The organism is Bacillus sp. C-3-6, from assembly GCF_054509685.1.
This window is the reverse complement of sequence record NZ_CM137247.1, coordinates 3,663,681-3,686,194: the sequence shown is the minus strand read 5'-3', so window position 1 is coordinate 3,686,194 and position 22,514 is coordinate 3,663,681. Positions and strand designations below refer to the sequence as shown.

Annotated in this window: 21 protein-coding genes; 20 read left to right on the top strand and 1 reads right to left on the bottom strand. The window is 37.1% G+C overall.

The window, feature by feature from the left end; all coding sequences use genetic code 11:
• Positions 1–5 precede the first annotated feature (5 nt).
• The 10 genes from def (at position 6) to spoVM (ending at position 9,280) form a co-directional block, all read left to right on the top strand.
• Complete coding sequence (def, locus tag ACW0JX_RS18745; RefSeq protein ID WP_000279455.1) at positions 6–476, top strand: peptide deformylase; 471 nt, start codon at positions 6–8, stop codon at positions 474–476.
• A gap of 23 nt (positions 477–499) precedes the next feature.
• Positions 500–1,444: a methionyl-tRNA formyltransferase gene (gene fmt, locus ACW0JX_RS18740; RefSeq protein ID WP_029443122.1), complete on the top strand. Its 945-nt coding sequence runs from the start codon at positions 500–502 to the stop codon at positions 1,442–1,444.
• The gene (gene rsmB / locus ACW0JX_RS18735) at positions 1,441–2,775 is read left to right on the top strand and encodes a 16S rRNA (cytosine(967)-C(5))-methyltransferase RsmB (protein WP_459244997.1); all 1,335 of its coding nucleotides are present in this window, start codon (positions 1,441–1,443) and stop codon (positions 2,773–2,775) included. Before fmt ends, rsmB begins: the two co-directional genes overlap by 4 nt.
• Before the next feature lie 4 nt (positions 2,776–2,779).
• The gene (gene rlmN / locus ACW0JX_RS18730; RefSeq protein WP_000450550.1) at positions 2,780–3,868 is read left to right on the top strand and encodes a dual-specificity RNA methyltransferase RlmN; all 1,089 of its coding nucleotides are present in this window, start codon (positions 2,780–2,782) and stop codon (positions 3,866–3,868) included.
• Positions 3,869–3,872: 4 nt separating this feature from the next.
• Positions 3,873–4,625: a Stp1/IreP family PP2C-type Ser/Thr phosphatase gene (locus ACW0JX_RS18725; protein ID WP_000648708.1), complete on the top strand. Its 753-nt coding sequence runs from the start codon at positions 3,873–3,875 to the stop codon at positions 4,623–4,625.
• An 8-nt stretch (positions 4,626–4,633) separates the two neighbouring features.
• A complete protein-coding gene (pknB, locus tag ACW0JX_RS18720; protein ID WP_000904746.1) occupies positions 4,634–6,607 on the top strand; it encodes a Stk1 family PASTA domain-containing Ser/Thr kinase in 1,974 nt (657 codons plus the stop codon).
• A 247-nt stretch (positions 6,608–6,854) separates the two neighbouring features.
• Positions 6,855–7,736 carry a ribosome small subunit-dependent GTPase A gene (gene rsgA, locus ACW0JX_RS18715; RefSeq protein WP_001113932.1) on the top strand — a complete coding sequence of 294 codons (882 nt, stop codon included), beginning with the start codon at positions 6,855–6,857 and terminating at the stop codon, positions 7,734–7,736.
• A gap of 2 nt (positions 7,737–7,738) precedes the next feature.
• Positions 7,739–8,383: a ribulose-phosphate 3-epimerase gene (rpe, locus tag ACW0JX_RS18710; RefSeq protein ID WP_459244996.1), complete on the top strand. Its 645-nt coding sequence runs from the start codon at positions 7,739–7,741 to the stop codon at positions 8,381–8,383.
• Positions 8,384–8,452: 69 nt separating this feature from the next.
• The gene (locus tag ACW0JX_RS18705; protein WP_000752665.1) at positions 8,453–9,133 is read left to right on the top strand and encodes a thiamine diphosphokinase; all 681 of its coding nucleotides are present in this window, start codon (positions 8,453–8,455) and stop codon (positions 9,131–9,133) included.
• Between the two features lie 66 nt (positions 9,134–9,199).
• Entirely contained in the window at positions 9,200–9,280 is an 81-nt protein-coding gene (gene spoVM, locus ACW0JX_RS18700; protein ID WP_001213599.1) for a stage V sporulation protein SpoVM, read from the top strand.
• 73 nt (positions 9,281–9,353) lie between these two features.
• On the opposite strand, the gene rpmB is transcribed toward spoVM, so the two are convergent.
• Positions 9,354–9,542, bottom strand: a complete 189-nt coding sequence (gene rpmB, locus ACW0JX_RS18695) for a 50S ribosomal protein L28 (RefSeq protein ID WP_000124776.1) — start codon at positions 9,540–9,542, stop codon at positions 9,354–9,356.
• A gap of 376 nt (positions 9,543–9,918) precedes the next feature.
• Here rpmB and ACW0JX_RS18690 point away from each other — a divergent pair, with 376 nt between their 5' ends.
• The 10 genes from ACW0JX_RS18690 to smc all read left to right on the top strand — a co-directional run bounded on the left by ACW0JX_RS18690 (position 9,919) and on the right by smc (position 22,505).
• The gene (locus tag ACW0JX_RS18690) at positions 9,919–10,281 is read left to right on the top strand and encodes an Asp23/Gls24 family envelope stress response protein (RefSeq protein WP_000021109.1); all 363 of its coding nucleotides are present in this window, start codon (positions 9,919–9,921) and stop codon (positions 10,279–10,281) included.
• 22 nt (positions 10,282–10,303) lie between these two features.
• Positions 10,304–11,980: a DAK2 domain-containing protein gene (locus tag ACW0JX_RS18685; protein WP_000027131.1), complete on the top strand. Its 1,677-nt coding sequence runs from the start codon at positions 10,304–10,306 to the stop codon at positions 11,978–11,980.
• A gap of 290 nt (positions 11,981–12,270) precedes the next feature.
• Positions 12,271–14,319, top strand: coding sequence for an ATP-dependent DNA helicase RecG (gene recG / locus ACW0JX_RS18680; RefSeq protein WP_053563756.1), 2,049 nt, complete (start codon positions 12,271–12,273; stop codon positions 14,317–14,319).
• Positions 14,320–14,407: 88 nt separating this feature from the next.
• Positions 14,408–15,001, top strand: coding sequence for a transcription factor FapR (fapR, locus tag ACW0JX_RS18675; RefSeq protein ID WP_000747349.1), 594 nt, complete (start codon positions 14,408–14,410; stop codon positions 14,999–15,001).
• Complete coding sequence (gene plsX / locus ACW0JX_RS18670) at positions 14,998–15,990, top strand: phosphate acyltransferase PlsX (protein WP_000684100.1); 993 nt, start codon at positions 14,998–15,000, stop codon at positions 15,988–15,990. Before fapR ends, plsX begins: the two co-directional genes overlap by 4 nt.
• A gap of 14 nt (positions 15,991–16,004) precedes the next feature.
• The gene (fabD, locus tag ACW0JX_RS18665; RefSeq protein ID WP_053563757.1) at positions 16,005–16,949 is read left to right on the top strand and encodes an ACP S-malonyltransferase; all 945 of its coding nucleotides are present in this window, start codon (positions 16,005–16,007) and stop codon (positions 16,947–16,949) included.
• Positions 16,949–17,689, top strand: coding sequence for a 3-oxoacyl-[acyl-carrier-protein] reductase (fabG, locus tag ACW0JX_RS18660; RefSeq protein WP_000911769.1), 741 nt, complete (start codon positions 16,949–16,951; stop codon positions 17,687–17,689). The genes fabD and fabG overlap by 1 nt, the downstream gene beginning before the upstream one ends.
• A 69-nt stretch (positions 17,690–17,758) precedes the next feature.
• Complete coding sequence (gene acpP / locus ACW0JX_RS18655) at positions 17,759–17,992, top strand: acyl carrier protein (RefSeq protein ID WP_000786062.1); 234 nt, start codon at positions 17,759–17,761, stop codon at positions 17,990–17,992.
• 58 nt (positions 17,993–18,050) lie between these two features.
• The gene (gene rncS / locus ACW0JX_RS18650; protein ID WP_001146875.1) at positions 18,051–18,788 is read left to right on the top strand and encodes a ribonuclease III; all 738 of its coding nucleotides are present in this window, start codon (positions 18,051–18,053) and stop codon (positions 18,786–18,788) included.
• 147 nt (positions 18,789–18,935) lie between these two features.
• A complete protein-coding gene (gene smc, locus ACW0JX_RS18645; protein WP_095690284.1) occupies positions 18,936–22,505 on the top strand; it encodes a chromosome segregation protein SMC in 3,570 nt (1,189 codons plus the stop codon).
• Positions 22,506–22,514 lie beyond the last annotated feature (9 nt).

Here is a 22,514-nt window from a genome sequence, read left to right as displayed (position 1 = left end):
GAAATATGGCAGTTTTAGAAATAATAAAGCATCCAAATGAAGTGTTAGAAACACCATGCGAAAGAGTAATTAACTTTGATAAAAAGTTAGTGAAATTGTTGAAAGATATGCATGAAACAATGTTAATTGCGGACGGAGTCGGTTTAGCTGCGCCTCAAGTAGGTGTAAGCTTGCAAGTAGCGGTTGTTGATGTCGATGATGATACTGGGAAAATCGAGTTAATCAATCCATCAATATTAGAAAAACGTGGTGAACAAGTAGGTCCCGAAGGCTGTTTAAGCTTCCCGGGACTTTATGGTGAAGTAGAACGTGCCGATTATATTAAAGTAAGAGCGCAAAATCGCCGTGGGAAAGTATTTTTATTAGAAGCGGAAGGATTTTTAGCGCGTGCAATTCAACATGAAATCGATCATTTACACGGTGTTTTATTTACATCGAAAGTGACAAGATATTATGAAGAAAACGAACTAGAATAGGTGTTAAAAGGAGCGGTTTTTAAATGATAAAAGTAGTGTTTATGGGAACACCGGACTTTTCAGTGCCGGTGCTTCGTCGTCTTATTGAAGATGGCTATGAGGTAGTAGGTGTTGTGACGCAACCTGATCGTCCAGTAGGTAGAAAAAAAGTATTAACACCTACACCTGTTAAAGTTGAAGCGCAAAAACATGGTATCCCTGTGTTACAGCCGTTAAAAATTCGTGAAAAAGATGAATATGAAAAAGTATTGGCATTAGAGCCAGATTTAATTGTAACAGCTGCATTTGGTCAGATTGTACCAAATGAAATTTTAGAAGCACCGAAGTATGGATGTATTAATGTCCACGCTTCTTTACTTCCTGAACTTCGTGGTGGTGCACCAATTCATTATGCAATTATGGAAGGTAAAGAAAAAACTGGTATTACAATTATGTATATGGTAGAAAAATTGGATGCTGGTGATATCTTAACGCAAGTGGAAGTGGAAATTGAAGAGCGTGAAACGACAGGCTCATTATTTGATAAATTAAGTGAAGCTGGAGCACACCTTCTATCTAAAACAGTACCTTTATTAATTCAAGGTAAGTTAGAACCGATTAAACAAAACGAAGAAGAAGTAACGTTTGCTTACAATATAAAACGTGAACAAGAGAAAATTGATTGGACAAAAACAGGTGAGGAAGTATACAATCACATTCGCGGATTGAATCCATGGCCAGTTGCTTATACAACTTTAGCAGGACAAGTTGTTAAAGTATGGTGGGGAGAAAAAGTGTCTGTAACTGAACCGGCTGAAGCAGGTACGATTGTTGCAATCGAAGAAGATGGTTTTGTTGTAGCAACTAGTAATGAAACAGGTGTTAAAATTACTGAATTGCAACCTTCTGGTAAAAAACGTATGAGTTGTTCACAATTTTTACGTGGAACAAAACCTGAAATTGGAACGAAGTTAGGAGAAAATGCATGAGACAAAATGTTCGTGAATTAGCTCTTGATGGTTTAATTCAAGTGGAAAAAAGTGGTGCATATAGCAACTTACTTTTAAATAATCTAATTGAAAAAAGTGCAATTGATAGAAAAGATATTGGTTTATTAACTGAAATTGTATATGGAACGATTCAACGTCGTCACACATTAGATTATTATTTACAGCCTTTTTTAAAAAAGAAGGTTGAGGCGTGGGTAAGGGTATTGCTTCGCTTATCTTTATATCAAATGATTTATTTAGACCGAGTGCCAGAAAGAGCGGCTATTCATGAAGCGGTTGAGATTGCAAAGCGTCGCGGGCATAAAGGAATTGCTGGTATGGTGAACGGTGTATTACGTTCGATTCAGAGAGAAGGTGTACCTTCTGTAGATGAAATCAAGGATCCAGTAGAACGTCTTGCAATTGCGACGAGTCATCCAGTTTGGCTTGTACAAGAGTGGACTTCTGCATATGGCTTAGAAACTGCAGAGAAAATGTGCGAAGTAAACATGTTACCACCTGTACCAACAGCACGTGTGAATGTTGATAAGGTAACGGTAGAAGAAGCGATTGAGTTGTTGGCAAGTGAAGGTATAGAAGCAAAACGTGGTGACTTGTCAGATGATGCAATTCAGATTGAAAGAGGAAATGTAGCGCATACAGAAGCGTTTAAAAAAGGATTTCTTTCTATTCAAGATGAAAGTTCTATGCTTGTAGCACGCGCTTTAGAACCGAATACGGGAGATGCAGTTCTTGATAGTTGTGCTGCTCCAGGCGGAAAAACAACGCATATCGCGGAACGATTAAAGGGAACTGGTAAGGTCATGTCCCTTGATTTACATGCACACAAAGTACGTTTAATTAAACAGCAAGCAGAGCGACTTGGTCTAGAAAATGTCGAAACAAAAGCGCTAGATGCTAGAAAAGTGCAAGAGCACTTTGCAAATGAAACGTTTGATAAAATATTGGTAGATGCACCGTGTTCTGGATTTGGTGTAATTAGACGTAAGCCTGATATTAAGTTAGGAAAAGATAAAGGCGATAGTGAAAGATTATCGACGATTCAACTTGCGATACTAGAAAAAATAGCACCATTATTAAAACAAGGCGGTCGTCTTGTTTATAGTACGTGCACAATTGAGAAAATAGAAAATGAACAAGTAATAGATAAATTTTTAAAAGAACATCCTGAATTTGAATGGGATACTACGATAAAAGAACGTATGCCAGAAAAATTAAGTCCGTATATTAATGAAGGTCAAGTACAAATTTTACCGCATTATTTTGCAACGGATGGCTTTTATATTGCTTGTTTAAGGAAGAAGGTGTAGCATCATGGAAACAACTGTAAGAAAACAAAAGAAAAATGTAGAAACGAAGAAACCATCAATTTACTCTTTACAACTTCATGAAATGCAAGATTGGTTAAAGGAACAAGGAGAACCGAAGTTCCGCGCTGGACAAATTTTTGACTGGCTATATAAAAAACGTGTAAAAAATTATGAGGATATGTCAAACCTTTCTAAAGGATTGCGTGATAAATTGTCGAATTCCTTTGATATTACTACTTTAAACACGTTAGTAAAACAAACGTCTTCAGATGGAACGATTAAATTCTTATTCCAATTATATGACGGATATTCTATTGAAACGGTATTAATGCGACATGAATATGGAAATTCCATTTGTGTAACAACGCAAGTTGGTTGTCGTATTGGATGTACGTTCTGTGCTTCGACACTTGGTGGACTAAAACGAAACCTAGAAGCTGGAGAAATCGTAGCGCAAGTAGTAGAAGTTCAGCGTGCGCTTGATGAAACAGAAGAACGTGTAAGTTCTCTTGTTGTTATGGGAATTGGAGAACCATTTGATAACTACGATAATTTAATGGGATTCTTACGAATCACTAACCATGAAAAAGGACTTCATATTGGTGCTAGACATATGACTGTTTCGACGAGTGGAATTATCCCGAAAATTTATAAGTTTGCTGAAGAAGAACTACAAATTAATTTTGCGATTTCATTGCATGCTCCAAACTCAGAATTACGTTCAAAATTAATGCCGATTAACCGTGCTTATAAATTACCGGATTTAATGGAAGCTATTAAATACTATGTAAATAGAACAGGGCGCCGTATTACTTTTGAATATGGATTATTTGGAGGAGAAAATGACCAAGTTGAGCACGCTGAAGAGCTTGCTGCGCTCTTAAAAGGTGTAAAATGTCATGTAAACTTAATCCCGGTAAACTACGTACCTGAACGTGATTATGTACGTACACCACGTGAGCAAATTTTCTTGTTCGAGAAAACGTTAAAAGATCGTGGAGTGAATGTAACGATTCGCCGTGAACAAGGTCATGATATTGACGCAGCCTGCGGTCAGTTGCGTGCGAAGGAGCGCAAAGAAGAGACGAGGTGACGAGATGAAAGCCGTATTTCTATCGGATAAAGGAAAAGTTCGTCAACATAATGAAGATAGTGCAGGAGTTTTTCACAATTTAGATGGAAATGTTTTAGCGGTAGTAGCAGATGGAATGGGAGGTCATCGAGCTGGTGATGTAGCTAGCTCGATGGCCATTCAATTATTCCATGATTATTGGAAGCAAACGCATAATATGAATGAACCGAAAAAAGTAGAACAATGGTTACATACTAGTGTTGGGATTATTAATGAGCGCATATATGAATACGCTCAGCAAAATGTAGAATGTAATGGTATGGGAACAACGCTTATAATAGCTGTTTGTACACCAAGTTTTGTGACGATAGGGCATATAGGAGATAGTCGTTGCTATATGGTATCAGAAGGAGAAATGACGCTTGTAACGGAAGATCATTCGCTTGTAAATGAGCTTGTGAGACATGGTGAAATTTCAAAGGAAGATGCAGAGTATCATCCGAAAAAGAATGTGTTATTAAGAGCGCTAGGAACAGAAGAAAAAGTTGGATTAGATGTTAAAACGTTGGTGCTTGAGGAAGATGATCAATTACTTCTTTGCTCTGATGGGTTATCAAACAAAGTTTCTATTGATGATATGCAACAAATTTTACAGTTAAATGAACAGCTTGAAGGTAAAGGGCAGCGTCTCATTCAATTGGCGAATGATCGCGGTGGAGAAGATAATATCACACTTGTTCTTATTGATTATGCGGGTTCGACAAACGAAAGTAGGTGAAGTGCAACGTGCTGATTGGAAAACGCTTAAATGACCGTTATAAGCTGCTGAAAATGATTGGTGGTGGCGGAATGGCCAATGTATATTTAGCTCATGATGATATACTTGGCCGAGATGTAGCGGTAAAAATATTAAGACTCGACTACTCAAATAACGAAGAGTTTATTAAACGTTTCCATCGAGAAGCGCAGTCTGTTACAACGTTGTCGCATCCAAATATTGTGAATATGTATGATGTCGGAGAAGAAGATGGTATATATTATCTTGTCATGGAATATGTACCCGGGCAAACATTGAAGCAATACATAATTGAGCGAGGTATGTTACCTATAGGAGAAGCTCTTGATATTATGGAGCAGTTAACATCCGCCATGGCACACGCCCATCATTTTGAAATTGTGCATCGTGATATAAAGCCGCACAATATTTTAATTCGAGCTGATGGAATAATAAAAGTAACAGATTTTGGAATTGCGACAGCTACAAGTGCAACAACAATTACACATACAAATTCAGTACTGGGTTCAGTCCATTATTTATCACCAGAACAGGCACGTGGCGGGATAGCAAATAAACAATCGGATATTTATTCTCTTGGAATAGTTATGTTTGAATTGTTAACAGGAAGACAACCGTTTTCTGGCGAATCTGCTGTTGCTATAGCTTTAAAACATTTACAAAGTGAAATCCCATCACCAAAAAGATGGAATGAAAATATTCCGCAAAGTGTTGAAAATATTATATTAAAGGCAACTGCAAAAGATCCTTTCCATCGATATCAATCTGCCAATGCTATGAAGCGAGATATTGAAACTGCGCTATATCCAGAGAGGATAAATGAGCAACCATTTTACATACCAGAAGATATGGAAGCGACGAAAGCGATTCCGATTATTCAACAAGAACAATTATTTGAAAATGTAAGTGATGAAACGATTGTTTTAAAAGGGAGTAAAGTGGAAGAACCGATAAGAGCAGAAGCAGCTGAGTTAGATAAGAAGAAAAAACGGAGTAACAAGTGGCTTAAAGTTTTAATTTCAACATTTTTATTTTTAGCAATAGGAATAACATTAGCGCTTACGGTTATTCCAGGATTATTTATTCCGAAAGATGTGAAAGTTCCTGATGTGGCTGGTATGAAATACACGACAGCTGTAAATACGTTAGTAGAAAAGGGCTTTGAGGTGACGGAGCCTAATATTGTATATACAGATGATATTGAAGTTGGGGATGTAATAAAAACGGAACCTGTAGCAGGAAGAGTCGTAAAAGAAAACGCTAAAATTACTATCTATCAATCAGGTGGAAAAAAGAAAAGTAAGATGGCGAATTTCACAGGGCAAAACTTTGAGAGTGTAAAAGCTGAGTTAGAAGAAAAATATAAACAAGTTACAGTAAATTATATTGAAAATGATAAGCCGAAAGGTGAAATTGTAGAGCAAATTCCGACGCCTGATCAAATGGTTATAGAAGCGGAGCAAGAACTGAAAATCTGGGTAAGTAAAGGTCCTTATCAAATTAGACCAGGTGACTTTTCGGGATGGACTGAAAATAGTGTAACTGGTTATTTGAATGAGAGAAAACTAACGTCAGATATAAAACGAGAGTATTCAGATTCAGTCGAAAAAGGACTTGTAATTTCGCAATTTCCAAAACCAGGTACACCATTAAAAGAGGGAGATAAAGTAACTATTATTATCTCTGATGGTCAAAAGCCTAAAGTGACTAAAACGGTAAAAGTGGACAATATCTCTATCCCATATGAGCCTGCTGTAACAGGTGAAAAAAAGCCGCAAACAATAGAAATTTATAAAGAAGACATGCAGCAAAAAATGGATAGACCGGTTGAAACGAGAACAATTACTGAATCAGCGACTATTTCTTTAGAATTTGTAATTCAAGAAGGTTCAAAGGGACACTATAAAATTGTACGAGATGGAGTAACGATTATTGATAAAGAAGTACCATATCCAACTCAATAATAGTGAAAGTCTACTTATTATTATTGCCTGTTATGCTGTCTACAAAGTGGACGGTATAGCAGGCAAAAATATATGATTCAAAAAGCTAGTAAAGTGATGCAGCTGTAAATATTTTTTTGCATTTAATGGGAAATTTAATGTATATTAGCGAAAGTATATATGGTAGGTTTTGAAATCGTTATTTGGAAAATTTAAATCCATTCATTTTTAAATTCAGCATCACCTTATACAAAAAAAGGAGAATTCTATGCCAGAAGGAAAAATTATAAAAGCTTTAAGTGGGTTTTATTACGTGCAGCATGAAGAAGGGGTTACGCAATGTCGTGGGCGAGGTGTATTTAGAAAAAATAAAATTACACCACTTGTAGGAGACCAAGTTGTTTTTCAGGCAGATAATCCAACTGAAGGTTATGTGCTTGAAGTGTTTGATCGAAAAAATGAACTTGTTAGACCTCCTATTGCTAATGTCGATCAAGCGATCCTTGTGTTCTCTGCAGTAGAACCAGATTTTAATCCTGGACTGTTAGATCGATTTTTAGTGCTGATTGAATATCATAACATTAAGCCAATTATTTGTATTAGCAAGATGGATTTAGTAGATGAAAAGATGAAAGCAACTGTTGAAGCTTATGCGAATGATTATCGTGAGATGGGTTATGATGTTTTATTTACTTCTATTAATACGTCAGAAAGTATTGATATATTAAAACCATACTTAGAAAATTGTGTTTCTGTCGTTGCGGGTCAATCTGGTGTTGGGAAATCTTCAATGCTTAATGTGCTACGTCCAGAATTAGAGCTGAAAACAAATGATATTTCCTCCCATTTAGGACGCGGGAAGCATACGACAAGACACGTAGAATTAATTGCAATTGGGAGTGGACTAGTAGCAGATACACCGGGTTTTAGTTCACTAGATTTCATTGATATAGAAGTAGAAGATCTTACATATTGTTTTCCAGAGTTGAAAGAAGCGAGCCAATACTGTAAATTTAGAGGGTGTACACATCTTTCTGAACCGAAATGTGCTGTGAAAGCTGCGGTTGAAGAAGGGAAGATTACAGAATATCGCTATAAGAACTATAAACAATTCGTAGAAGAAATTAGAGAGAGAAAGCCGAGGTATTAGTTATGATTAAAATTGCACCATCGATTTTATCAGCAGATTTTTCAAAATTAGGGGAAGAGATTAAAGATGTAGAAAAGGGCGGAGCGGATTACATTCACGTTGACGTAATGGATGGACATTTCGTACCAAATATTACGATTGGACCATTAATTGTAGAAGCTATCCGTCCAATTACATCATTACCATTAGATGTACATTTAATGATTGAAAATCCTGATAACTATATCCCGACTTTCGCACAAGCGGGAGCGGATATTATTACTGTTCACGTAGAGGCGTGTCCGCATCTGCATCGTACAATTCAGTTAATTAAATCTCACGGTATTAAAGCGGGCGTTGTATTAAATCCACATACGCCAGTTTCAGTGATTGAGCATGTATTAGAAGATATAGATATGGTATTACTTATGACAGTAAACCCTGGATTTGGTGGACAGAAGTTTATCCATTCTGTATTACCGAAAATTAAACAAGTTGCAGACATGGTGAAAGAGCGCAATCTAGAAGTAGAAATTGAAGTTGATGGTGGTTTAAATGCTGAAACAGCAAGACTTTGTGTGGAAGCAGGAGCAAATGTACTTGTAGCTGGATCAGCAGTATACAATCAAAAAGACCGCGGTGAAGCAATTCGCGTAATTCGTGGGTAGTGATGAACTTTTATCCTAGTAAGGTATTCATAGGATAGGGTAAAAATATGTAAAAAGGCAATCTACCGAATGGCAGATTGCCTTTTTACAATGGAAGGGGAAGAAAAAATGATTATTCATATTTTGGCAGGAGGACCTTCGGAATATTGCGCAGATTTTGCTCGATATGAGAATGAGGAAGTAGTGTGGGCTGCGGTTGATAGGGGAGTATACCGTCTATTAAAGAAAGGGATTACCCCGGCTGTTGCGTTTGGAGATTACGATTCAGTTACTGAAGAAGAATTAGTATGGATGGGACAGCAAACAAACGAATTACATATTGTTCCGCGGGAAAAAGATCAAACGGATTTAGAAATTGCAATCAACTGGGCATTAGGACAGAAGCCGGCACTAATTCGTATTTTTGGTGCTACCGGTGGAAGACTTGATCACGGTTTGGCAAATATACAAATGCTTTTAAAAGGGTTAGAAGTAGAGATAGAAATGTGTATTGTGGACAATAAAAATGAAATAACAGTTAAAAAAGTGGGTACACATATAATTGAAGAAAATAAAAATTTTCCTTATGTATCTTTTGTACCAGTTACTGAAATAGTGGAAGGGATTACATTGTTTGGTTTTAAGTACCCTCTTACTAATAAAACAATAGAGTGGGGATCAACACTTTGTATTAGTAACGAACTCGTTGAGGAAAAAGGTACTTTTTCATTTACTTCTGGCATATTAATGTTGATAAGAAGCACTGATTGAAGAAACAATTTTGCTCCTTACATCATATAGTGACCAAGTGGAGTAATGGGGATTAGGAGGGAAACCATGAGATTTTATACAATTAAGTTACCTAAATTTCTTGGTGGAATTGTTCGTGCAATGTTAAATACCTTCAAAAAAGATTAAAAAAAGCACCTATCACCGGTGCTTTTTCCATTGTTATAGTAAAAAAAGAGCCTATCGGCTCTTTTTTTTATTATTAAACACGTTCGATTTTGCCAGATTTTAATGCTCTAGCAGAAACGTAAACACGTTGAACTTTTCCGTCGATGCGTACGCGAACTTTTTGAAGGTTAGCGCCCCACTTACGTTTTGTAGCGTTCATTGCGTGAGAACGAGAGTTACCAGAACGAGCTTTTCTTCCAGTAATAGCACAAACACGAGCCATTTATATTTCCCTCCCTTGATACCTTACCATACGTAATTTTTCAATGTTAGTCTTTTATGCGATGCTAAAAACACTACTATAATTTAACACAACTAAAAAGAGAATGCAACACCGTAGAAAAAAGAAATCAAGAAAATTTACTTGACACTATATGTCAATGAAGAAAAGTTAAAATCCATAAAAATTGCTTGACATATTATAGTGGTACATGTTGTATAATAACAATGGACTATTTTGCTCATCATAAAAAAGTGTAATTTAAAACATAAAATATGAGAGTGAAAAGAAAGAACGATGGAATTTTCTTTAAAAAGATTATATGATAGTAACTAAAGTAGTCTAGCTCACTTTCACCATTTATGAAGGGGGAAACGAGATGTCAATTGAAATTAAAACGAAGTACGGTCAAATTGATATTAGTACAGATGTAATTGCAACAATTGCTGGAGGTGCCGCGGTAGATTGCTACGGTATCGTAGGTATGGCATCAAAAAATCAGTTAAAAGATGGATTAACAGACATTTTACGAAAAGAAAACTTCACTAGAGGTGTTATTGTTCGTAAAGATGAAGATGAAGTACATATTGATATGTATATTATTGTGAGCTATGGTACGAAAATTTCAGAAGTGGCACATAATGTGCAGACGAAAGTGAAATATACATTAGATCAAACTGTAGGACTAGCAGTAGATTCTGTAAACATCTACGTACAAGGAGTTAAAGTAATAAACTTGTAATGTGCATTAAGGAGGAAAATCTGTGTCAATTCAAAAAATTGATGGAAAACGTTTATCACAAATGATCATGCAAGGAGCGAATAATTTAACAAATAATGTTCAGCTTGTTGATGCATTAAACGTATTTCCAGTTCCAGATGGCGATACCGGTACAAACATGAACTTATCTATGACTTCAGGTGCGCGTGAAGTGAAAGCAAATCCTTCACAGCATGCTGGTAAAGTCGGCGTAAGTTTAGCCAAAGGATTATTAATGGGAGCTCGTGGTAACTCTGGAGTTATTCTATCTCAGTTGTTCCGTGGTTTCTCTAAATCCATTGAACAAAAAGAAGAATTAACAACAGTTGATTTTGCTGCAGCACTAGAAGCTGGAGTAGAGGCGGCTTATAAAGCGGTTATGAAACCGATTGAAGGAACGATTTTAACGGTTGCAAGAGAAACGGGTAAATATGCAGTAACAGTTGCGAAAAAACAGCGCGACTTTGTTTTGTTTATGGAAGACGTTGTGAAAGAAGCAAACGCATCGTTAAATCGTACGCCAGATTTATTACCTGTATTAAAACAAGTTGGCGTTGTAGATAGCGGTGGTAAAGGTCTTGTAGTAGTATACGAAGGATTTTTAGCTGACTTAAAAGGAGAAACGATTTCTTCTGATGCACCGACGCAAACATCTATGAATGAGATGGTACGCGCAGAACATCACCGTAGTGTACAAAGCCAATTGAGTACAGAAGATATTAAGTATGGATATTGTACGGAGTTCATGGTGAAATTAGAGGCTGAAAAGGTGAAAGAGCATAATTTCTCTGAACAAAAATTCCGTGAAGATATTAGTGTATATGGTGATTCTCTACTAGTTGTGTCTGATGATGAAATTGTAAAAGTTCATATCCACGCAGAACATCCTGGAGACGCTATGAACTACGGGCAAAAATACGGTAGTTTAATTAAGATTAAAGTAGAAAATATGCGTGAACAGCATACTGCTTTATTAGATGAACCTGCTATGGTTCCTGAACAACCAGCTCAATCGAAAGAAAAACAACCATATGGTATCGTAACTGTGGCAATGGGGTCTGGTATTAAAACTTTATTTGAGAGCATCGGCGCAACGAAAGTTATCGAAGGTGGTCAAACGATGAATCCAAGTACGGAGGATATCGTGAAGGCAATTGAAGAAGCAAATGCTGAAAAAATCATTATTTTACCGAATAACGGAAATATTGTAATGGCAGCAGAACAAGCGGCATCAGTTGTAGATCAAGAAGTTATTGTTGTTCGTTCGAAAACAGTTCCTCAAGGTATGGCAGCGATGTTAGCATTTAACCCAGTTGGAACGTTAGAAGAGAATGAAGAAAACATGCAAGAAGCTTTATCTCATGTGAAAACAGGTCAAATTACGTATGCTGTACGTGATACGGAAATTGATGGTGTAGCAATTCAAAAAGATGACTTCATGTGTATTGCAGATGGAAAAATTGTATCTACAAATGCTGAAAAAGTAGGAGCTGCGAAGCAATTACTAGAAGCGCTTATTGATGAAGATTCTGAAATCGTAACGATTCTACAAGGTGAAGATGCAACTGACGAAGAAGTAGCGGAGTTAGTTGAATTTGTAGAAGAGAAATTTGAAGATGCAGAAGTAGAAGTGCATGCTGGAAACCAACCAGTGTATTCTTTCATCTTCTCTGTAGAATAAGATAAGATTCGTTTTGAAAATAAATGGATTACTTACTTGCTAATGGATAAGAAGTAGTAATATGAAGTTTATTACTAGTTTTTATTCAAAAGGCTAGCATATTGAAGAGAAAAAAGAGCCTTGCTGCTAATAGTGAGGCTCTTTTTTACTTGTTTTATATAAGGGATTTGAGTAGTTTCTCTTAGAATGCCTATGATAGAATATATAAGGTGAAAGAGAGCGATTACAGATGCTAATTGGTACTCAAATAAAATGCAATAAAGAAAATAATGTGACGGGGTGTGAGAATCTTGAATGATGTTGTACAAGTTCCTGTTACGGATGTAAAGGGGATCGGAGGAGAAACATCTGAGTTACTACATGAGATGGGGATTTATACAGTTTCTCATCTATTAGAACATTTTCCGTACCGTTATGAAGATTATGCGATGAAAGATCTTGCTGAAGTAAAGCATGATGAACGTGTAACGGTTGAAGGGAAGGTTCATAGTGCTCCTTTGCTGCAATATTATGGTAAGAAGAAATCGCGTCTAACAGTTCGTGTTCTCGTCGGTCGTTATTTAATTACGGCGGTATGTTTTAATAGGCCTTACTATAAGCAAAAATTAACGTTAGATGAAACGGTAACGATTACTGGTAAATGGGATCAACATCGTCAAACAATTGCTGTATCAGAACTTCATTTTGGGCCAGTTGTACGTCAACAAGAAGTGGAGCCTGTTTACTCAGTAAAGGGGAAACTTACAGTAAAACAGATGCGTCGTTTTATTGCTCAAGCGTTAAAGGAATATGGAGATTCTATAGTCGAAGTGTTACCGGATGGTTTGTTAGGCCGGTATAAATTATTACCAAGATATGAAGCACTTAAGGCTTTGCATTTTCCGGTAGGACAGGAGGATTTAAAGCAAGCGCGTCGCCGTTTTGTATATGAGGAATTTTTCTTATTTCAGCTGAAAATGCAAACACTGAGGAAAATGGAGAGGGAAAATTCAAAAGGGACTAAGAAAGAGATTCCGTCAGTAGAATTACAAGAATTTATCGATGCATTGCCGTTCCCGTTAACTGGTGCGCAGCGCCGAGTTGTAGATGAAATTTTAAAAGATATGACATCTCCTTATCGGATGAACCGACTATTACAAGGTGACGTTGGTTCTGGGAAAACAGTTGTTGCTGCGATTGGTCTTTATGCATCGAAATTAGCTCATTATCAAGGTGCTTTAATGGTTCCTACAGAAATTTTAGCTGAGCAACATTATCAGTCGCTTGCTGAAACGTTTTCGCATTTTGGTATGAAGGTGGAACTGCTAACAAGTTCTGTTAAAGGTGCAAGACGCCGAGAAATTTTAGCGAAGTTAGAACAAGGTGAAATAGATATTCTTGTTGGAACGCACGCTTTAATTCAAGATGAAGTTATATTTCATAGGTTGGGTCTCGTTATTACAGATGAACAGCATCGATTTGGTGTAGCGCAGCGCCGAGTTTTACGGGAGAAAGGTGAAAGTCCAGATGTATTATTTATGACAGCGACACCAATTCCGCGTACGCTTGCAATTACTGCATTTGGAGAGATGGATGTTTCGATAATCGATGAGATGCCAGCAGGTAGAAAGGTGATTGAAACATACTGGGCAAAACATGATATGTTAGATCGCGTCCTCGGTTTTGTTGAGAAGGAAATAAAAAAAGGAAGACAGGCATACGTTATTTGTCCTCTAATTGAAGAATCTGAGAAACTTGATGTGCAAAATGCTATCGACTTACATAGTATGCTGACGCATCATTACCAAGGGAAATGCAAAGTTGGATTGATGCATGGGAGATTATCGTCTCAGGAAAAAGAAGAGATAATGGGCCAGTTTAGTGAAAATAAAGTGCAAATTCTTGTATCGACAACAGTTGTTGAGGTGGGTGTGAACGTACCGAATGCGACTGTGATGGTTATTTATGATGCAGAACGTTTCGGTTTATCGCAGCTTCATCAGCTTAGAGGGCGTGTCGGGCGTGGTAGTGAACAATCATATTGTTTATTAATAGCAGACCCTAAATCAGAAACAGGAAAAGAAAGAATGCGCATAATGACTGAAACAAATGATGGATTTGTATTGTCAGAAAAAGATTTAGAATTACGAGGTCCTGGAGATTTCTTTGGGAGTAAGCAAAGTGGCTTACCAGAATTTAAGGTTGCTGACATGGTACACGATTATCGAGCGTTAGAAACAGCAAGGCAAGATGCGGCGATACTAGTAGATTCAGAAGCATTTTGGCACAATGATCAGTACGCTGCCTTGCGTACGTATCTTGATGGGACAGGTGTGTTCCAAGGAGAGAAGCTCGATTAAAGGGAGTCAACAAAAATTTTTGTTGCATTCTACTTTTAATGATTATATACTACTGTTAGTACCTAGTCATAAAAATGGATGGTGCGGTATGAAGAAAAGAAGAAGTAAAAAAGAAAGACAAGAATTATTACAACAAACAATCGAATCAAATCCTTTTATTACGGATGAAGATTTAGCGGAAAAATTTCAAGTGAGTATACAAACAGTACGACTGGATCGTATGGAATTGTCTATTCCTGAATTAAGAGAGAGAATTAAACATGTAGCGACAAAGCAACATGAAGAAGATGTGAAATCTTTACCGTTAGAAGAGGTTGTCGGAGAAATTATTGATATTGAATTAGATAGACATGCAATCTCTATCTTTGAAGTAAAGGTAGAACATGTATTTAAAAGAAATCAAATTGCCCGTGGGCATCATCTGTTTGCGCAAGCAAACTCACTAGCTGTTGCGGTTATTGATGAAGAATTAGCTTTAACTGCAAAGTCTACCATTCGATACATTCGCCCTGTAAAATTAGGAGAGCGTGTTGTTGCAAAAGCGCGTGTTGAAGACGTAGAGAATGATAAGGGACGGACGGTTGTCAAAGTGCGTAGCTTCGTTGGAGAAGAACTTGTTTTTACAGGCACTTTTGAAATGTATCGATCTAGTAATTATAGTGAGGAAGGTAACAACTTATGAAAATCGCAATAGATGCAATGGGCGGAGATCACGCTCCAAAGGCTGTAGTATTAGGGGCAATGAAAGCTATTAAGGAATATTCTGATCTACATATTACGTTAGTAGGGAAAGAAGAGGAAATTCGTCAATATTTAACGAGTGATGAACGAATTACTATTCTTCATACAGACGAAAAAATAGAATCGACGGAGGAACCAGTAAGAGCGGTTCGTCGAAAAAAACAAGCTTCAATGGTACTTGCGGCACAGCAAGTAAAGGATGGAGAAGCAGACGCTTGTATATCCGCAGGTAGTACAGGAGCTTTAATGGCAGCTGGATTATTTGTTGTCGGTCGTATGGAAGGAATTGAGCGACCAGCTTTATCGCCTACAATGCCAACTGTAGATGGAAAAGGTTTTGTTATGTTAGATGTTGGAGCAAATGTTGATGCAAAACCAATTCATTTATATCAATATGCAGTAATGGGATCTGTTTATGCTGAGAAGGTAAGAGGAATTGAAAATCCTCGTGTTGGACTATTAAACGTTGGAACAGAGGATGGAAAAGGAAACGAGCTTTCAAAGCAAGTATTTGCAATGCTTAAGGATGCGCCAATTAATTTCGTTGGGAACGTTGAATCGAGAGATTTATTGCAAGGTGTAGCAGATGTTGTTGTATGTGATGGTTTTACAGGGAATGTAGCGTTGAAATCATTAGAAGGAACAGCACTTGCGCTATTCTCTATGTTGAAAGAACAACTAATGAGTTCGTTTACGAGCAAATTAGCAGCGGCGGTATTAAAGCCAAAACTTATGGTATTAAAAGATAAAATGGATTATTCGGAGTATGGGGGAGCTGCATTATTTGGATTGAAAGCACCTGTCATTAAGGCTCACGGTTCTTCTAATGACCAGTCGATATTTAGTGCGATTCGTCAAACGAGAGAAATGGTAGCGAAAGAAGTAATTCCTACAATTTCAAGCGTAATGGAGAAAGAGTCACTCCAATAAGAGGAGGATTTGAAATGGGAAAAATAGCATTTCTTTTTCCGGGCCAAGGTTCACAGGCAGTTGGAATGGGTAAACAATTAGCAGAGAATAATAAAGAGGTTGCAAAAGTGTTTGTAAAAGCAGATGAGGTGTTACAAGATTCACTTTCAGAAGTGATTTTTGAAGGACCGCAGGAAAAGCTTACATTAACAACAAATGCTCAGCCTGCATTATTAACAACAAGCTTTGCTATTTTGACAGCTTTGAAAGAGTATGACATTACACCTGACTTTGTCGCTGGTCATAGTTTAGGTGAATATAGCGCTCTTGTAGCAGCTGGTGCATTAACTTTTGAAGATGCGGTATATGCTGTAAGGAAACGCGGGGAATATATGGAAGAAGCTGTTCCGGGCGGGGAAGGTGCAATGGCAGCTATATTAGGTGCTGACCCACATATGCTGAAACAAGTTACAGAAGAAGTAACAAGTGAAGGGTATGCAGTGCAAATCGCTAATATGAATAGTACGAAGCAAATTGTAATTTCTGGAACGAAGCAAGGCGTAGAGCTTGCTTCTCAAAGAGCGAAAGAAAATGGTGCAAAGAGAGCAATTCCACTAAAAGTAAGTGGGCCATTCCATTCTTCACTTATGAAGCCGGCAGCTGAGAAGTTCCAAAGTGTTTTGAATGAAATTACAATTCATGATACGAATATTCCTGTTATTGCAAATGTTACGGCGGATGTTATTACACGTGGTGCCGACATTCAAGAAAAGTTAATCGAACAGCTTTATTCGCCTGTATTATGGTACCCGTCTATTGAATGTATGGTGAAGCAGGGAGTAGATACATTTATTGAAATTGGACCTGGAAAAGTACTTGCTGGACTTATGAAGTCAATTGATTCATCAGTGAAAGCATATGCGATATATGATGAAGAGACATTAAAAGATACCATTTCAAATTTGAGAGGAGAAAACTGATGTTAAAAGGGAAGGTAGCATTAGTAACTGGCGCTTCACGTGGAATTGGTCGCGCGATTGCGATTGATTTAGCGAAACAAGGGGCAAATGTAGTAGTAAATTATGCAGGTAATGAACAAAAAGCAAATGAAGTAGTAGATGAAATTAAGAAATTAGGTTCTGATGCAATTGCGGTAAAAGCAGATGTTGCAAATGCTGATGATGTTACAAATATGGTGAAACAAACAGTAGATACATTTGGACAAGTTGATATTCTTGTAAATAATGCTGGTGTAACAAAAGATAATTTATTAATGCGTATGAAAGAAGAAGAATGGGATACAGTTATTAATACAAACTTAAAAGGTGTATTCTTATGTACAAAAGCAGTATCTCGTTATATGATGCGTCAACGTCACGGTAGAATTATAAATATCGCTTCTGTTGTGGGTGTTATAGGAAACCCAGGGCAAGCTAATTATGTTGCTGCTAAAGCGGGTGTTATTGGATTAACAAAAACATCTGCAAAAGAGTTAGCAAGTCGAAATATTACTGTGAATGCAATTGCGCCAGGCTTTATTGCGACTGATATGACTGATGTACTAGATGAGAATATTAAAGCCGAAATGTTAAAAGTTATTCCAGCTGCTCAATTTGGTGAAGCGCAAGATATCGCGAATGCTGTAACGTTTTTTGCTTCTGATCAAAGCAAATATGTTACAGGTCAAACGTTAAATGTTGATGGCGGTATGGTAATGTAATAAAAGAATCGATTTCACCTAGTTTTTTTGGTCAATATTTAATATAATATTTGAGGGGAGGTGAATGGAATGGCAGATGTTTTAGAGCGCGTAACAAAAATCATCGTTGATCGTTTAGGAGTAGAAGAGACTGAGGTAGTACCAGCTGCAAGCTTCAAGGAAGATTTAGGAGCAGACTCCCTAGATGTAGTAGAACTTGTAATGCAATTAGAAGATGAATTCGAAATGGAAATTTCTGATGAAGATGCTGAAAAGATTGCTACTGTTGGCGATGCTGTGACTTACATAGAGAGTCATCTATAATGCTTAAGTGAAGTCCCGTTTTTTAGCGGGGCTTTCTGGCTTATATCTGGAGGGACCTATGCCGTACCGAAAATATAGAGAAAAAAAATACGAAACAAAATATCGTGAAGCATTTAAAGTGTTTCAAGAAAAGATAGGTATTACGTTTACAGATGAAAAATTATTGATTCAAGCATTTACGCATTCATCGTATGTGAATGAGCATCGAAAAAAACCGCATGAAGATAATGAGCGTCTTGAATTTCTTGGAGATGCAGTATTGGAACTTACTGTATCGCAGTATCTGTTTCAAAAATATCCGACAATGAGCGAAGGAGAGTTAACAAAACTACGTGCAGCTATTGTATGTGAGCCATCTCTTGTTCGTTTTGCGAACGAATTGTCATTTGGTAGCCTTGTTTTATTAGGAAAAGGTGAAGAAATGACAGGTGGACGTGAACGACCAGCTTTATTAGCGGATGTCTTTGAAGCGTTTATTGGTGCCCTTTATCTTGATCAAGGGTTAGAAACAGTTTGGGAATTCTTAAAAGAAATTGTATATCCGAAAATTAATGAGGGTGCTTTTTCTCATGTGATGGATTATAAGAGTCAGTTACAAGAATTGATTCAGCGTGATGGTAGTGGCAATGTTGAGTATCAAATTTTGCAAGAAAAAGGACCAGCTCACAATCGAGAATTTGTGTCACGTGTTACGTTAAATAACGTAGCTTTAGGTCTTGGTAGTGGTAAGTCGAAAAAAGAAGCAGAGCAACAAGCTGCTGCAGAAGCATTGAAAAAATTAAAAGAACAACTATAAGGAATCCCCCTTTGAATGAGGGGGATTCCTTGTGCATAGAATGAAACTTTCTTTTTGTTTGTAAATAAAAAGAAGGTAAATCCGTATAATAGCTTGTTGTTGTATAGAGAACATTTATAACGACGGAAAATAGGAGGAAGGCCTTTCGTGTTTTTAAAAAGATTAGAAATAGCAGGGTTTAAGTCTTTTGCTGAGCGTGTATCTGTTGATTTTGTCCCGGGTGTAACTTCTGTAGTAGGACCTAATGGAAGCGGGAAAAGTAATATTACTGATGCAATTCGCTGGGTACTTGGTGAACAATCTGCAAAATCATTACGTGGTGCAAAGATGGAGGATATTATTTTTGCAGGCAGTGATACGAGGAGAGCGGTTAATGTTGCTGAAGTAACAATAACTTTAAATAATGAAGATCAACGTTTACCAATTGAATACAATGAGGTGTGTGTAACACGTCGTGTATCTCGTTCAGGTGAAAGTGATTTTTATATTAATAAACAATCATGTAGATTGAAAGATATTATTGATTTATTTATGGACTCTGGTATGGGAAGAGAAGCTTTTTCAATTATTAGCCAGGGGAAAGTGGAAGAGATTTTAAGTAGTAAGTCAGAAGAGCGTCGAGGTGTATTTGAAGAAGCGGCAGGCGTACTAAAATACAAACTTCGCAAAAAGAAAGCTGAAGGAAAATTAGAAGAAACACAAGAAAACTTAAATCGTGTACAAGATATAATTCATGAATTAAGTAGTCAAGTAGAACCTTTAGAAAGACAAGCTTCTATTGCGAAAGATTATCTTGAGAATAAAGAAGAATTAGAGAAAGTAGAAGCTGCGCTTATTGTCCATGAAATTGAAGAATTGCATGAGAAATGGGAAGCACTTCGAAATCAGTTTGGGCATAATAAAAACGAAGAAGCTAAAATGTCAACGAATTTACAAAAAAGTGAAGAAGAACTTGAGGAATTACGAGGACAATTACAAGCGGTAGATGAGTCTGTAGACTCGTTGCAAGAGGTACTTCTTCTTTCTAGTAAAGAGCTAGAAAAACTAGAAGGGCAGCGCGAGTTGTTAAAAGAGAGAAAGCAAAATGCTACGACGCATTGTGCGCAACTTGAGCAGTTAATTGTTGAATTAACAGAGAAAGCTAAAATTTACGATGGTGAGATTGAGTCAAGTACAGAAGCTTTAATGCAATTTGTGAATGAAGTAAAAGAGTTGGAGCAAAAATTGCATGATAATGAGCAATTGCTTGCTACTTTTGCTGACAATTTAGAGGAACAGATTGAGAATTTAAAAGGTGACTATATTGAACTTTTAAATCAACAAGCTAGTCATCGCAATGAATTATCTATGATTGAAGAACAATCTAAACAGCAAACGTCTAAAAACGAGCGTCTAGATGAAGAGAATGCGAAATATGTAGAAATGCGTATGGAAATTACAGCGAAAAAGACGAAACTTGTAGAAAGTTACGAACAAGCGAAAGAAAAAGTAGCGGGCATTCTCTCAAACATACAGAAGACAGAGGCGGCACTTGGGAAATGTAAGACGCAGTATAGTGAAAATGAAACAAAACTATACCAAGCATACCAATTTGTGCAACAGGCACGTTCTCGAAAAGAAATGCTTGAAGAGATGCAAGAAGATTATTCTGGCTTCTATCAAGGTGTACGTGAAGTATTGAAAGCTAGAGAAAATAGGTTGCAAGGTATCGAGGGTGCTGTTGCGGAACTGTTAACGGTTCCGAAAGAATACGAAGTTGCAATGGAAATCGCTCTAGGTGCAGCGATGCAGCATATTGTTGTACAAACAGAGGAGCATGCTCGTAATGCGATTGCATTTTTAAAGCAAAATAAACATGGACGTGCAACGTTTTTACCGCAAGCTGTTATTAAAAGCAGATCGTTATCATTTGAGCAATTACGCATTGCAAATCAACACCCATCGTTTGTAGGTGTGGCGGCAGAACTTGTGCAGTACAACAATAAATATGAAAGTGTAGTTTCAAATTTATTAGGTACTGTTATTGTTGCGAAAGATTTACGCGGAGCAAATGAGTTGGCGAAACAACTGCAATACCGTTATCGCATTGTAACAATTGAAGGTGACGTAGTGAATCCTGGCGGTTCTATGACTGGTGGGGCGGTAAAACAAGCGAAATCTTCTTTATTAGGACGCCAACGTGAACTGGAAGAGTGGACTCGCAAGTTAACTGATATGGAAGAAAAAACAACAAAGTTAGAAAACTTTGTTAAAGCAGTAAAACAAGAGATTCAAGAAAAAGAAGTGAAAATACGCGAACTAAGGCAAACTGTAGAAGTGGATCGTGTAGAAGAGCAGAAATTAAGAGAAGAGATTAATCGTTTAGAATTAGAAGAACATCGTATTAATGACCGCTTGTCTATTTATGATTTAGAGATTGAAGGGTTTTTACAAGATCGAGTAAAAATGCAAGGGCGTAAAGAGGAGTTAGAAGGGATTTTAGCGAATCTTCAAGCTGATATCACTGAGTTAGATAGTAAAATTGTAGCTTTAACAAAACAAAAAAGTGAGCAACATTCTTCGAAAGAAAAAGTTCAAAAAGAAATGACTGAATTAAAAGTGCTGGCAGCTGAAAAGCAACAACGCTTATCTAATCAAAAAGAAAAAGTTGAACGATTGACGAAGGAAAAAGAAGAAACGGATGCGACACTTGTAAAAACGAAAGAGGATTTAGCATTCTTAAAACAAGAAATGACATCTAATTCAAGTGGTGAAGAGCAAATTACGAATATGATTGAGAAGAAAGCGTATGATCGTAATCAAACTTCAGAATTAATTCGCTCTCGTCGTGAACAACGTGTATCGTTGCAAGAGAGAGTAGAACATTTAGAACGCAATTTGAAAGAAACGACAGGTAAACATAAATATATTCTTGAAATGTTGAAAGATCAAGAAGTGAGAATAAACCGACTTGATGTAGAGTTGGAAAATAGATTACAACATTTACGTGAAACATATACGATTTCATTTGAAGCGGCGAAACTAAAATATACAATGACAATGCCTGCAGAAGATGCGCGTAAGAAAGTAAAATTAATCAAATTATCCATAGAAGAGTTAGGTACAGTGAACCTAGGGGCAATTGATGAATATGAACGTGTAGCGGAGCGTCATACATTCTTACTAGAGCAGAGAGACGATCTAGAAGAAGCGAAAACGACATTGCACCAGCTTATTACCGAAATGGATGAAGAAATGAAAAAACGCTTTTCTACTACGTTTGAAGGCATTAGAATGGAATTTCAATCGGTATTCTCTGAATTATTTGGAGGCGGTAGAGCGGATTTAGTAATGACTAATCCAGAGGATTTACTAAATACGGGTATTGATATTGTAGCACAACCGCCAGGGAAGAAATTGCAGAACTTAGGTTTACTTTCAGGTGGAGAGCGTGCTTTAACAGCAATTGCGCTTTTATTTGGTATTTTAAAAGTGCGCCCAGTACCGTTCTGTGTACTAGATGAGGTAGAGGCCGCCCTTGATGAAGCGAATGTAGCTCGTTTTGCACAGTATTTAAAGAAATTTAGTGATGAGACGCAGTTTATTGTAATTACACATAGAAAAGGTACAATGGAAGAGTCTGATGTGTTGTACGGTGTAACAATGCAAGAATCAGGGGTATCTAAACTTGTTTCGGTTCGTTTAGATGCCGGAGAAGAACTTATTGCAAGTGAATAGGAAGGATGG

Excerpts from the sequence above, each read along its gene's own strand:
- acpP (WP_000786062.1), top strand. The coding sequence starts at position 17,759 with ATGGCAGATGTTTTAGAGCGCGTAACAAAAATCATCGTTGATCGTTTA.
- fapR (WP_000747349.1), top strand. The coding sequence starts at position 14,408 with ATGAAGAAAAGAAGAAGTAAAAAAGAAAGACAAGAATTATTACAACAA.
- plsX (WP_000684100.1), top strand. The coding sequence starts at position 14,998 with ATGAAAATCGCAATAGATGCAATGGGCGGAGATCACGCTCCAAAGGCT.
- fmt (WP_029443122.1), top strand. The coding sequence starts at position 500 with ATGATAAAAGTAGTGTTTATGGGAACACCGGACTTTTCAGTGCCGGTG.
- ACW0JX_RS18705 (WP_000752665.1), top strand. The coding sequence starts at position 8,453 with ATGGCAGATTGCCTTTTTACAATGGAAGGGGAAGAAAAAATGATTATT.
- rpmB (WP_000124776.1), bottom strand. The coding sequence starts at position 9,542 with ATGGCTCGTGTTTGTGCTATTACTGGAAGAAAAGCTCGTTCTGGTAAC.
- rncS (WP_001146875.1), top strand. The coding sequence starts at position 18,051 with ATGCCGTACCGAAAATATAGAGAAAAAAAATACGAAACAAAATATCGT.
- rlmN (WP_000450550.1), top strand. The coding sequence starts at position 2,780 with ATGGAAACAACTGTAAGAAAACAAAAGAAAAATGTAGAAACGAAGAAA.
- spoVM (WP_001213599.1), top strand. The coding sequence starts at position 9,200 with ATGAGATTTTATACAATTAAGTTACCTAAATTTCTTGGTGGAATTGTT.
- ACW0JX_RS18725 (WP_000648708.1), top strand. The coding sequence starts at position 3,873 with ATGAAAGCCGTATTTCTATCGGATAAAGGAAAAGTTCGTCAACATAAT.
- def (WP_000279455.1), top strand. The coding sequence starts at position 6 with ATGGCAGTTTTAGAAATAATAAAGCATCCAAATGAAGTGTTAGAAACA.
- rpe (WP_459244996.1), top strand. The coding sequence starts at position 7,739 with ATGATTAAAATTGCACCATCGATTTTATCAGCAGATTTTTCAAAATTA.
- fabG (WP_000911769.1), top strand. The coding sequence starts at position 16,949 with ATGTTAAAAGGGAAGGTAGCATTAGTAACTGGCGCTTCACGTGGAATT.
- fabD (WP_053563757.1), top strand. The coding sequence starts at position 16,005 with ATGGGAAAAATAGCATTTCTTTTTCCGGGCCAAGGTTCACAGGCAGTT.
- rsmB (WP_459244997.1), top strand. The coding sequence starts at position 1,441 with ATGAGACAAAATGTTCGTGAATTAGCTCTTGATGGTTTAATTCAAGTG.
- rsgA (WP_001113932.1), top strand. The coding sequence starts at position 6,855 with ATGCCAGAAGGAAAAATTATAAAAGCTTTAAGTGGGTTTTATTACGTG.
- ACW0JX_RS18690 (WP_000021109.1), top strand. The coding sequence starts at position 9,919 with ATGTCAATTGAAATTAAAACGAAGTACGGTCAAATTGATATTAGTACA.